Here is a 12,548-nt window from a genome sequence, read left to right as displayed (position 1 = left end):
TTTGATGCTAAAGTACGAAAGAACTCGATGCTATAAAAGATTGAATTTGTATTTATATATTACACGGAAATATATTCCATGGAATATATTAATTTTATTTTGTATATTTGCATCAAATAAAAACAACTTAAAATGAAAAGAGATAAAATTATTTATTACATAGCAACAGGATTGTTAACCCTTTTAATGCTATTTTCAGTTAGTATGTACTTTTTCAACCATGATGAAGTAGCAATTATGTTTAATGATTTTGGATATCCAACGTATATTATTTATCCATATGCAGTTGCAAAGCTATTAGGACTGTTTGCACTTTGGAATCCAAATTTCAGGACTCTTAAAGAATGGGCTTATGCTGGTTTCTTTTATGCATTCATTCTGGCATTTTTTGCTCACTATATGATAGGCGACGGAGAGCAAGGAGGAGCTTTAATGGCGTTAGTTTTATTAGTAATATCATACATTTTTAACAAAAGAATTAGTAAATAATAATATGAAAAAAGTTGTAACCTTTGCAGGAAGTAATAGCAAGAATTCAATAAATAAGACATTAGCAATTTATGTTGCAAATCAAATAAATAACGCTAAAGTTGAAGTTTTAGATTTAAACGATTTTGAATTGCCACTTTATGGTATAGATTTAGAAAATGAACATGGTATTCCAGATAATGCTCAAGTATTTCTTGATAAAATAAAATCATCAGATGGTATTGTATTATCCTTAGCTGAGCATAATGGAGCTTATTCAACAGCATTTAAGAACATTTTTGATTGGATGTCTAGAATAGATGGAAAACTATGGAGTAATATACCAATGCTGTTAATGGCTACTTCACCAGGAGGAAGAGGAGGAGCTACTGTTTTAGACATTGCTAAGGGTCGTTTTCCATATATGGGCGGAAATATTATAGCAGATTTTTCATTGCCGTTCTTTGGAAATAATTTTTCTGATGTAGGAATAAAAGATAAAGAATTAGCTCAACAGCTTAATGAAGCTGTTACTAAATTTGAAAATAAACTATAATGGGAGATATATCAAAGGATATTAATTCAAGTTTTCCAAATAACAAGGTAAAGGCATTACTAAATATTATTTACACGAGTAATTGGATAAATAGTCACCAGAACACGTTTTTTAAACCATTCGGTATTTCCCCACAGCAATTTAATATTCTTAGAATTTTAAGAGGTGCTGGAGTACCATTAAAAGTACAAACCATTAAAGAACGTATGATAGAACGAGCTCCAAATGCCACACGATTAATGGATAAACTATGTGCAAAAATGCTAATAGAACGCATACCATGTCCTGAGGATAGAAGAGTTGTACATATAGCTATTACTGATGAAGGTTTAAAATTACTTGAAGATATTTCAAAAAAAATGAATTTTGATTTATTAAAAAATCTAAATGAAAAGGAAGCAGCACAATTAAGCGACCTGCTAGATAAAATTCGCTAAAAAAAAATTGATTAAATAGTTTCCATGGGAACTAAAAAACAAGAAATTATGAAACTAAACACAATAAAGAGAGTAGGACGAAGTGACTTCGTTAATATGGGACCAATAGAGTTACGTCAACCTATTCCGACTCAGGACATAGAAATGGTAGATCCATTTATATTATTGCATCATTATGGACCGTATCAAATAGATGAAGATAATAATCCGTTTGATTTGGGACCGCATCCACATCGTGGATTTGAACCTATTACATTTCTTATTCAGGGAGAGCAGCTGCATCGTGATTCGCTAGGTAATGAAAGTATTGTGAAGTCTGGTGATGTGCAGTGGACAACTGCTGGAAGAGGTATTATTCATGCTGAAGGACCAACAAAGGACTTTGTTCAAAAAGGTGGTGTATTAGAAGGAATTCAGTTATGGTTAAACTTGCCTGCAGAAAAGAAAATGGTTCAGCCAAACTATCAGCATGTAAAGAATGAAGACTTTACTGTTATTGCTTCGGAAGATGGTAAAGTAAACATCCAAGTCATTGCAGGTTCTTTAGAAGGGAAATCAGGAAAAATAGCAACCCAAACATCTGTCAATGCATATATGATTGATATTGATGAAGGTGGGACTTATAATGTTAGTATTCCTAAAAATCATCAATCTGTACTTTATTTACTAAATGGGGAAGTGTCTATAAATGATGATACTGAGTTAGCTTTAGATAAAAACCAACTGATAGAGCTTAATCAAGATGGAGAAGGCTTCAGTTTATTAGGATTTGCAAAAAGCAAATTGCTATTTTTATCTGGAACACCTTTTAATGAGAAAGTTACAAGTTGGGGGCCATATGTTATGAATAATCAAACTGAAATTATGGAAGCGCTTCGTGATTATCAAATGGGTAAAATGGGATTTCTTCCTCGATAAATTAAAGCATCTAAAAGGATGCTTTTTTTATATAAAAAATGCGATATTTGTGTTTCGACTAACTATCAAACTAATTAAGATTTAGAATATGGCAATGAATAAAAATACTGTGCTGGCTTGGGCTACCACAATAATGATTATAGTAGGATTGGGACTAATAGCTTTAGGTGCTTTTAGGTATGATGAAGTGGCAGGTTGGGGATTTGCAGCTGTAGGAATAGGTTTTTTTGCTATTGCTTGGGTGTTTAATGCTTTAAAAGGACGTGTATAATGAGTGACGATAAAAAAATAATATTTTCAATGTCTGGTGTAACCAAGACATTTCAAAGTGCAAATACACCAGTTTTAAAAAATATCTATTTAAGCTTCTTCTATGGAGCTAAAATTGGAATTTTGGGTCTTAATGGTTCTGGAAAATCTACGCTTTTAAAGATTATTGCTGGAGTTGATAAAAACTATCAAGGAGATGTGGTTTTTTCTCAAGACTATTCAGTTGGTTATTTAGAACAAGAACCACAACTAGATGATAATAAAACTGTAATGGAAATTGTTCGAGAAGGAGCTGCAGAAACTGTAGCTATTCTTGATGAGTACAATAGCATTAATGACCAATTTGGTTTAGAGGAAGTTTATAGCAATCCAGATAAAATGGAGAAACTTATGAATCGTCAAGCCGAATTGCAAGATCAAATAGATGCTGCAAATGCTTGGGAACTTGATACTAAATTAGAAATAGCCATGGATGCATTGCGTACTCCTGAAGGTGATAAAAAAATTGGTGTGCTTTCTGGTGGTGAGCGTCGTCGTGTAGCTTTGTGTCGCTTGCTATTACAAGAACCAGATGTATTGTTATTAGATGAGCCAACTAACCACTTGGACGCAGAATCTGTGCATTGGTTAGAACATCATTTGGCACAATATAAAGGTACGGTAATCGCTGTAACTCACGATAGATACTTTTTAGATAATGTTGCTGGTTGGATATTAGAATTAGATAGAGGCGAAGGCATCCCATGGAAAGGAAACTATTCGTCATGGTTAGATCAAAAATCTAAGCGAATGGCTCAAGAAGGAAAAGCAGCTTCTAAGCGTCAAAAAACGTTAGAACGAGAGCTGGAATGGGTTCGTCAAGGAGCAAAAGGTCGTCAAACAAAGCAAAAGGCACGTTTGAAGAACTATGACAAGCTAATGAGTCAGGACCAAAAGCAGTTAGATGAAAAACTTGAAATCTATATTCCTAATGGTCCACGTCTAGGTACCAATGTTATTGAATCCGTTGGTGTAAGTAAAGCTTATGGCGACAAGTTACTTTACGAAGATTTAAATTTCAATCTTCCCCAAGCTGGAATTGTTGGAGTTATTGGACCAAACGGCGCAGGTAAGACCACTATTTTTAGAATGATTATGGGAGAAGAAACTCCTGATAAGGGCGAGTTTAAAGTAGGCGATACCGCAAAAATTGCTTACGTAGATCAAAAGCACTCGAATATAGACCCAGAGAAAACAATTTGGCAAAACTTTAGTGACGAACAAGAATTGGTTATGATGGGTGGAAAGCAAGTAAACTCTAGAGCCTATTTAAGCCGTTTTAATTTTTCTGGAAGTGAACAAAACAAAAAAGTAAACTTATTATCTGGTGGTGAACGTAACCGTTTACATTTGGCTATGACGCTTAAAGAAGAAGGTAATGTATTACTTTTAGATGAGCCTACTAATGATCTTGATGTCAATACTTTAAGAGCTTTGGAAGAAGGTCTTGAAAATTTTGCTGGATGTGCTGTTGTTATTTCTCACGATAGATGGTTTCTAGATAGAATTTGTACACACATTCTAGCTTTCGAAGGTGATAGTCAAGTATATTTCTTTGAAGGAAGTTTTAGTGATTATGAAGAAAATAAGAAAAAACGTTTGGGTGGCGATTTAATGCCGAAACGAATAAAATATAAGAAACTAGTAAGATAGAAAATAAAAAAGCCAGCAATTGCTGGCTTTTTTATTGTATGTTTTTGTTTCTGTTAATCATATAAATGACCTTCAGTAAAATCTTTATACTTTTTGTTATCTTCAGTAGTAGATGCATTTGATTTTTTGCTTAGCTTTTCGTTTTCAGCTTTCAATTTATAAGACTTTCTAACACCCAATATTAATAGTATTAAAAAGAACGCAACTGTTATCATTAATATGGTAACAATACTTGTTTGTTCTAATAAGGAGATAGAATTAAAATTGAATTTTAGCAGATTGATTAGCAGCATTTTATAAAGCAATTTGGGTTAATCATTTTCAAATATAGAACATTTATTTTACTAAAATACTTAAAACGAATAAATTATCGATGAAATGCATTTTAAGAGTTAACTTACATAAACATTGATAGATAATTCGTACTTATAAAAACCTAACTCTCATCTAGTAATTTACAAACGATTCTTCTTTATGTAACTTAAGTTGCATAAGGCTCTAAATGTGATTTTTATCATAATTTTTGGGCAAACTTCAGATTAACTTCACACTATAAATTTTAACGAGAATATTAAGTCATAGTTATTTCTATGGATATACATAATTACTAACTTAATTATAAGCATTATGAAAAATAACTTTTTAAAACTAGTAGTATTATTGTTTTCAACAGTAATATATGCACAAGCAGGACATATTATGCAAGGTGTAGGATCCGTCAATATGTCTATGGGTGGAGCATCAACCGCACAGCCATTAGATATTTCAGGCGCTTTACAGTGGAATCCGGCAGCTATAAGCACCTTTGATTCAAAGATTTTAAAATTTGATTTAGGTTTATTCTTTTCATCACCAGAATTACGCTCTAGTTTACCACCAGATATGTTAGGCCCTGGATCACCAGGAGTAAGCGGTGTTACAAAGGATGAAAGAGGAGTTTCTCTAATGCCAGCTTTAGCGATGGTTTGGGGAAAACCAGAAAGTAAACATACTTTTGGTGTTTCAGCTTTTGGTATTAGTGGTTTTGGAGTCACTTTTCTAGAAGAAAAGAATAATCCTTTAAGCCCAGATTTTAACCCAATGAATGATTCGAATCCAATTAATTATCCTCAAGAAGCGATGGGATTTGGACATATTGAATCAGATTATATGTTGTTACAAATAGGATTCACTTACGCTTATGAATTGTCTGATAAGTTATCTATTGGTGTGCAACCAAATATAGATTATGCAACCTTAGAGCTTATGCCAAATCCAACGGCTAATCCAAACTCATCAGGTTACCCATCAACCAATAAAGCATCAGCAATAGGTTTTGGTGCGCAATTTGGTGTGTTTTTTGATTCAGGTTCTGGATTTAAGCTAGGAGCATCTTATAAAACAACACAAAATTTTGGAGATTTCGAATTTGAAAACACGTATTTAGATAATAGTACCTCGACAAGTAAATTCAGTATGGATTATCCATCAATTTTATCATTTGGTTTAGGATATTCAACTGGAGCTATTGATTTTGCATTAGATTACAGAAGTGTTAACTACGAAAACACTGAAGGTTTTTCAAAAACTGGTTGGACATCAACAGCATCTGTAGCAGGGTTTGGTTGGGATAATATTTCAATAATTTCTGCAGGACTTCAGTATAAAGGCATTGATAAAATACCTTTAAGAGTTGGCTATACTTATAGTACGAACCCAATTAATAATGAAGTAGCTTTTTTTAATGTACCAGCTACTGCAATAATTAAAAATGCTTTTCAAATTGGCTTAAGCTATAAAGTGAATGATAATTTAAATTTTGATGGTGTTTATCACTATGGAACTAGTGGTGGTACAACTTCAGGACAAATGCTATCTCCAATGATGGCTGGATCAGGAAATCCTTATGGAGCAATTCCTGAATCTTCAGTATCATACGATATGACAACTTCTATGATTATGGTAGGTTTTAGTTATAATTTCAGTAACAACTAGCACCTAATTATTATTAGAATAAGTGGTTTCAACACAATTGAAACCGCTTTTTTATTTTAATATGTAAAGCTTTGTAACATTTACTAAAAAAATAATACAAATATTTTAAGCGGTTTATATTTTTAAAATCCTAATTTTTAACGAAATTGCTTATCTAAATAAATGTTCAACCTTAACTACACAAAACAATATGTCTGATGATTTTGATTTATTAGAAACAAATTCTAACGAAAAACAGGAAAAAGTAGATGTAAACTGGGGAAAAGCTATCGATACAATGAAATCGAAATTAGCTCAGGAAGATGACCCAGAAATGCGTCAAAAAATATTAAATGCTACATTAGATGATGTTGTACATATGGCAGAAAAAGACAGAACGTCTTTATTGGATGCTATTAAAGACCTTACCGATTACCAAGATGAAGTAGGAATTATTTTTGAAAACTTTTCATCTTTAAATGGTGATGAGCAAAAAATAATCGATAATGCTATTAAACGTCTAGAAAGAGCTAAAGTAGAACTTGAAGATGCCGAGAATAAACCTGATACTTGGTGGAATAATCTTTGGGGAAGAAAAAGTAAAATTAAAAAAGCTCAAGACGAGTTAAAAGCAGCTCAAAAAACTCGTGATGAGGCAGATAATAAAGCAAAAGCATTATTTCAGCAACGTATTGAAAATGCAGATGTACAAACCCTGCTTAATGAACTATCTTATAAAAGTCAGGCAGCAGTTAAGCGTTTAAAAGATCGTGAAGTTGAGATTAAGGAAGTAGAAGACAAACTTCAAGATGCTATTGTAGAGGCAACAAAAAATCATACTAAAGCTTTAGAAAAGAAGAAAGAAGTAGAAGGTTTGTTAGAAGAAAAATATGCGTTACTAAAACAAGCACGTCAAGAGCTTGAAGAAATTGTAGATAAGCAGTCTGCAGATTATGCTCAAGCAATAGGAAAAGTAACACAGTTAGAGCAGAAAGTAGAAGAATTAGAAGGATTGAAAAATGCTTATACAACATTAGCTGCATCTAAAGACAGCTTTGTGCACAAACATAACTTAACTATAAAAGTATTAACGTCGTTACGAAGTAACTTACAAACACACAGAGCCAAATTAAAATCTGATACTGAAGAGCGTCTAAAGTATTATGATGGTTATATAGTGGCTTTAAAAGCACGTACAGACCAAGAGTTTGCTGCGATATTAGAACACTTGGGAGTTAAAACGGATGAACATATAGGCGAAACGTTAGCAGCAATGCATTCAGCTTCAGCTAAGGCAAGACAAGAAATGATGGATAATATTCCAGTGCACGAAAAAGTAATGCAAGGAGTTTATGGTAGTTATGCCGAAGCTTTACAAGAAATTCGTGTGAAAGATGCAGAAATTCAAAAAAACTTTGCAGATCGTTATGGCATCGATATGAAAGAGATTTTTGAAGAATACTATAAAGCTGAAAACAACCATCCAGCTGGAGATGATGGAGGTGAAGGAGCCAATCCAAAGCCTAAAGGAGACGACGATTTGTTATCATAAATAAATGTGCTTCTTTCGAGAGGCACAATTTTTCTTATTTAATTTTATTAATAACTTTCTTAAATAGCAATGTCTATTAATCACATAGCAACACCATTAGATTCTGCCATACTAGATTCCAAAGAGCAGTATGTATTTTATCATAAAATGGTAGACTTTAGTTTAAAGGAACTAATTGTTAATGTGCAACGTCAGCAAATTTGTAACGACCAAGAGCTAGTATTTTTTAAGCAATATTGCGATTTGTTATTATATTCTATTGAAGCAATGCGTGTAAAATACATGTATGATGAAGAGGATAATATGAAAATTGATTTAACCGATTCAGGTTTTCCAAACTATTTAGAGTTTCGTTATTTGTTCAACGACCTCTCATTAAGAGCAGATTATTTAAATAAGTTAATTCCAGCTGAAACTTTAAAAGAAGAGTTTTTAGATACCTTAATGCGTAAAAAGCAGCCTATTAAAAAAAGTAGATTATTTCAAGCTGCTTCAATTGTATATTATACATCTGTACAGCAAAAATTTATTTTCAATCGTTTTGTGCAAGGTAAAATTATTAATGCACCAGAGAAGAGTCAAGGGGAGTTTATGACTAGCTGGAGCTTTTATGACGTATCACATAACAGACCTTTTGTTTGTTTTATGTATTTCAATTATAACGGAAGTAAAATTAACGACTATAAAGAGAAAATATATGAAGTTTTAAAAGCGACTTCAGATAGAAAGATGACACTAGATACGATGGCTTATTCGATAGACAGAAAATTACCAGACGTATTTCCTAAACACATTAAACGAATAGATTTAGGACCTCTACATAATGTATTTGCAAAAGACCAAAACGATATTACGCATGCTATTTTAGATAGTATCACTAAAAAAGAGATACCATTAGAATCCTATGCAATATCTTTAAAAGTTGATGAAGTATTTTCAGGTAGTGAATTTAAAGAGGGTAGTTTTTTTAGTAAACAAACCCTTCAAAACTGGAATGATATTGTTAAGCAACAATATGTATTCGCACCACATCGCATTATACAAATGCTATATAATAAAACACCAGACATTATGAATACGTTGGCAAAACCACCAATTCAAATGGCTGATTTAAAAATTAATAAATAAGAAAATCATGCAGTCATAGTCATAGCTTTCTATCGTACAGGATAGTAGCTGAACTACTGAGACTGAGGCTGAACACTAAAACATATGGAACACAACTCAACATTTCCAATTAAACAAAACGAACTTGATGCACTTCGTGATGAAGCAACGTCGTATATAAAAAGTGTACAATGGGAACAAGGTCAACGTGCAAAAAATAAAGAAAATAATGGCAAAGATGAATCTATATTGTTGTATTTGTCTAGAGCACAAGGAGGAAATGGAGGCGTTGAAGTAACATCGGTATCTAAAACAATTTTAGCATTAAAAAAGAGACTACTACCAGGTTCTGTAGCAATTCCAGTTCATTTAAATGAAACACTTTTCGCAGTTCAAGAAGGGTTGACTTTAGGAATTTGGATAAAAGACAGTTATTATGATGCGTCTGGCTTATCTAGTTTAAATGAACGAAAATCTGTTCTAGATAATTCAGGCAAGCGTGAATATGAGAGCAAAATGCACACAGCAACTGCTTTTATGTTATTTGCTACTGCGTATAATATCCTTCATAATTTAAAACCTCATGCTTCTGATGATTTAAGTGTCATGAAAAACAAGTTTGCAGGAATTCCTGAAGTGTCTTTTATGTCGCCTTTAAAAGGAGTTGCATGCGCTTTGTACTATTATGACAAGTATTTAAGTCATCCAGATATTGTAAAGACTGATAAAGATGTGATTGATTTCACGGTCGTGTACTTTGAGGCACTCATAGATGAAATTCAGCTACGAAAAAGCTCATTGGAATATACCGAAACAATTCTTGATAGAACCTATAAACTTGAAAGTTCAGATTTCGCTGTTTCAGGTTGGGAAAATGTATTTGCAGGTGTTGCTAAAAGTATTGAGTTTAATAAAATTCAATTTGAACAGATAGTAGGAAACAGAGATGCAAAGCATTTTGCACGTCGTTTAACTGAACGTATGTTGAGTTACGATTTTACAGCTAAAAAGAATCCGTTTCAAGAGCTTGGAGGTTTTATGCCAGTGTTTATGGGTTACGGAATTCCAGGTACTGGGAAGAGTATGTTGATTGCGGCTATTGCTACACGACTAAAAGAGCATTGTGATAATCTAGATATTCCATTTTTGTTCCATCCTATGCCTGATACGTTAATTAGTACATTTCAAGGTGGTTCAGCTGAGAAAATGGTAGAATGGATGAAGCCATTGCAAGACCCAACAAAACTCATTTTCGCACCAATTGATGATGCCGAAAATAATTTGCAAGAGCGTACTGCTCAAGGTGTGTCTGCTGGTGTTAAAGAAGTAATTGGTGTGTTTTTAAGATATACCGAAGGTGCCTATGCAGTAAATTACGGAAATAGCTCTATTGGGTTGTTTACGAATCTTCCTGAAATGTTAGATAAAGCAGTAATTTCACGTGTACAAGGTCGTTTTAAAATTGATGGAGCAAGAACGGAACATGACTTTTTAGACCAAGATCATTTATGGTGGCGAAAATTGGATGATACCATGCCAGATTTTGTAAACATGCAAGGACCAGAAAATTATAGTTATTTGCAAGATCAAGGTTTAGCTAAAAATATGGGCGAAATCTTAAAGGTTTCAGATAAGCCAACAGAAGAACGTGTACTTGAAGCTTATGATAAAATTGAGGAAAACTTTAAAACAAATCAGCATTTGTTTTACGCTAACCTTTATAAAGAAATTCAAAAGATATTCCCGTTTTTCTCATCGCGTGATGTTAGAAACATTCAAAGTGCAGTATCATTACGTTTAACCGATTTTGATTTAGAGGAAGATTGGTTTGAAAATCCAGACATCTATTTCAAAAAGGATTACGATACTAAGTTTAATATGTTGCAAGAATTGATGCGAGCAAATATGAAAGGTTTGGATTTCTCAGAAATTAGACGACAAGAAGTAGTACGTTACTTAGATAATGTGGCAACCATTGCAGATACCGATTTTAAACGTAAAGTAGATGCTAGAGTGAATCAATTAAATATTGATTTGGAAGCGAGAAAGCAATTTGATGAAAATGATGATTGATGGAGAAAGAAGTTTTTAAATATTCTTGGACTGTTTTAAATTCTTCAGTGATTGTCTTGGAATTGTGGTTGTTTATTTATGGAATCACTCATTGGAAACAATTAAATAGTTATGAGGGATGGGGTATGCTTGGTATTATTATTTTTGCAATTATTGTTGGTTCTTGCTTATTTATCGACTTCGTTTTACAATTATTAATAAGTAATAGAAGGGCTTTAAACATTATAGAGATGATTGTTTTAGCTTTTTTAGTTATTATGTTTTTTACTAAGATATATATATAATGCAAAAACTAAAAGCAGCAAATTTATATAGAAGCGAGCTCATTCCTGTTAGCGGGAAATTAGTTGAGCGTTATAACCTATGTCTAGAAAAATTAGGGTTTAAAAAGACCAAGCTTAAAACTTTTTCTATTGACGGTTTGGGTTGGAGTCCTGAAATTGCTGAGGAAAAGAAAGACTTACATTATCTTAACCATGGTGATGCTAACCCTCATGGTATCATTATATCTCCTTTGCAAAAAGGAAAACCTGTGTATGTGCCAACACACACGTTTGATAGAGATATGATGCAACTTATTTTTAAAACGCATGGTGATGCTATCAACGACATTACTAGAGATTGTGCAATTTGTATAGATTTTGACCAAAATATTGATGCTTTCTTTGGACCATTGGATGTGCTAAAGTATGATACATTTACTATTAACTTTCATTTAATAAACAATTTATTCCATATTCAAGAAGCACAATTACAATTGGTTGAAAAGTTTAATCAAGGCAACAATTTTGTAGATGAAACTATTCATCAAGAATTGCTTGAATCGGCAAACAAACATGGAGATTTACGTAAGCGTAGACTGTATTTAGAACCAGTTATATTTCAAACAAATTCATTTTATACTAAAGCATTTGGAGGTATTTATGTATTGCGTGACTTTATTTCGCCAATTGTGGTGTTTGAAGATGAAGCTACCCATAAAGAAGCCATTAAAGATACGGTTCATGATGTATTAATTTATCATATTTCTCAACCTGAATTAATGGATAAGTTAAAAGATCATTTAATTATAGAATGTAGTTTAGATGAGGTTGTGAAAAATAATCGTTACGAGCGTATTAAAAAAGTAATGCTATTTGGGGAGTTAAAGAAGACAGAACATCCTATAAAAGATATTTTAAATGATAAAGTATTATTCCGTCGTTATTTAAATTCTATAGACGCTAACGCCTTAAAGCGAGTAACTGGAGTAGAGATTTATTTAGAACGATTGGAACGAAGTAACGCCTTTAAAATTAATGATTTAGTAGATCAAGATTTCTATTTTGCGTTACACCAACCACATTCATCTTTAGATGTAAAACAATATGATTTAATTTGGAGACTTTTAATTAATGTGTCACCAAAAGATGTATTATTCTTGTATTGGTATGATAAAGAAGAGTTCTATAAGTCTTATGAAACTTGGAATGAATCCTTCCAAGATTGGGTAATTGAGACTATTAGTAACAATATTTAAAAA

13 protein-coding genes are annotated in these 12,548 nt (G+C 32.6%); 12 read left to right on the top strand and 1 reads right to left on the bottom strand.

All coding sequences use genetic code 11. The features are described 5' to 3' along the window. The first annotated feature begins 132 nt into the window (after positions 1–132). The 6 genes from ABGB03_RS07405 to ettA all read left to right on the top strand — a co-directional run bounded on the left by ABGB03_RS07405 (position 133) and on the right by ettA (position 4,341). Positions 133–489 (top strand): DoxX family protein, encoded by a 357-nt coding sequence (locus tag ABGB03_RS07405; protein WP_347926159.1) that lies wholly within the window; start codon positions 133–135, stop codon positions 487–489. Positions 490–493: 4 nt separating this feature from the next. Continuing rightward, positions 494–1,024, top strand: coding sequence for an NAD(P)H-dependent oxidoreductase (locus ABGB03_RS07400; protein ID WP_347926158.1), 531 nt, complete (start codon positions 494–496; stop codon positions 1,022–1,024). Beyond that, the gene (locus ABGB03_RS07395; protein WP_347926156.1) at positions 1,024–1,461 is read left to right on the top strand and encodes a MarR family transcriptional regulator; all 438 of its coding nucleotides are present in this window, start codon (positions 1,024–1,026) and stop codon (positions 1,459–1,461) included. Before ABGB03_RS07400 ends, ABGB03_RS07395 begins: the two co-directional genes overlap by 1 nt. Before the next feature lie 48 nt (positions 1,462–1,509). After that, positions 1,510–2,379 carry a pirin family protein gene (locus ABGB03_RS07390; RefSeq protein WP_347926154.1) on the top strand — a complete coding sequence of 290 codons (870 nt, stop codon included), beginning with the start codon at positions 1,510–1,512 and terminating at the stop codon, positions 2,377–2,379. A gap of 88 nt (positions 2,380–2,467) precedes the next feature. Continuing rightward, the gene (locus tag ABGB03_RS07385; protein ID WP_243472163.1) at positions 2,468–2,650 is read left to right on the top strand and encodes a CAL67264 family membrane protein; all 183 of its coding nucleotides are present in this window, start codon (positions 2,468–2,470) and stop codon (positions 2,648–2,650) included. Continuing rightward, positions 2,650–4,341 carry an energy-dependent translational throttle protein EttA gene (gene ettA / locus ABGB03_RS07380; protein ID WP_347926153.1) on the top strand — a complete coding sequence of 564 codons (1,692 nt, stop codon included), beginning with the start codon at positions 2,650–2,652 and terminating at the stop codon, positions 4,339–4,341. The genes ABGB03_RS07385 and ettA overlap by 1 nt, the downstream gene beginning before the upstream one ends. 53 nt (positions 4,342–4,394) lie before the next feature. On the opposite strand, the gene ABGB03_RS07375 is transcribed toward ettA, so the two are convergent. Beyond that, positions 4,395–4,634, bottom strand: a complete 240-nt coding sequence (locus ABGB03_RS07375) for a hypothetical protein (protein ID WP_347926151.1) — start codon at positions 4,632–4,634, stop codon at positions 4,395–4,397. Between the two features lie 334 nt (positions 4,635–4,968). On the opposite strand from ABGB03_RS07375, the gene ABGB03_RS07370 reads away from it, so the two are divergent. The 6 genes from ABGB03_RS07370 to ABGB03_RS07345 all read left to right on the top strand — a co-directional run bounded on the left by ABGB03_RS07370 (position 4,969) and on the right by ABGB03_RS07345 (position 12,545). Next, on the top strand, positions 4,969–6,315 hold the full coding sequence (locus ABGB03_RS07370; protein WP_347926150.1) for an outer membrane protein transport protein: 1,347 nt from the start codon (positions 4,969–4,971) through the stop codon (positions 6,313–6,315). A gap of 190 nt (positions 6,316–6,505) precedes the next feature. After that, positions 6,506–7,846, top strand: coding sequence for a microtubule-binding protein (locus ABGB03_RS07365; RefSeq protein WP_347926148.1), 1,341 nt, complete (start codon positions 6,506–6,508; stop codon positions 7,844–7,846). A 69-nt stretch (positions 7,847–7,915) separates the two neighbouring features. Next, positions 7,916–8,974: a hypothetical protein gene (locus tag ABGB03_RS07360; RefSeq protein WP_347926147.1), complete on the top strand. Its 1,059-nt coding sequence runs from the start codon at positions 7,916–7,918 to the stop codon at positions 8,972–8,974. A gap of 84 nt (positions 8,975–9,058) precedes the next feature. Further along, complete coding sequence (locus ABGB03_RS07355; protein ID WP_347926145.1) at positions 9,059–11,026, top strand: AAA family ATPase; 1,968 nt, start codon at positions 9,059–9,061, stop codon at positions 11,024–11,026. Then, positions 11,026–11,310: a hypothetical protein gene (locus ABGB03_RS07350; RefSeq protein WP_347926143.1), complete on the top strand. Its 285-nt coding sequence runs from the start codon at positions 11,026–11,028 to the stop codon at positions 11,308–11,310. Before ABGB03_RS07355 ends, ABGB03_RS07350 begins: the two co-directional genes overlap by 1 nt. After that, complete coding sequence (locus ABGB03_RS07345) at positions 11,310–12,545, top strand: DUF6638 family protein (RefSeq protein ID WP_347926142.1); 1,236 nt, start codon at positions 11,310–11,312, stop codon at positions 12,543–12,545. The genes ABGB03_RS07350 and ABGB03_RS07345 overlap by 1 nt, the downstream gene beginning before the upstream one ends. Positions 12,546–12,548: the final 3 nt, after the last annotated feature.

The sequence above is a fragment of the Pontimicrobium sp. SW4 genome (assembly GCF_039954625.1).
Taxonomy (GTDB): domain Bacteria; phylum Bacteroidota; class Bacteroidia; order Flavobacteriales; family Flavobacteriaceae; genus Pontimicrobium.
The sequence above is the reverse complement of the archived record's forward strand: the minus strand, read 5'-3'. Positions and strand labels throughout refer to the sequence as shown.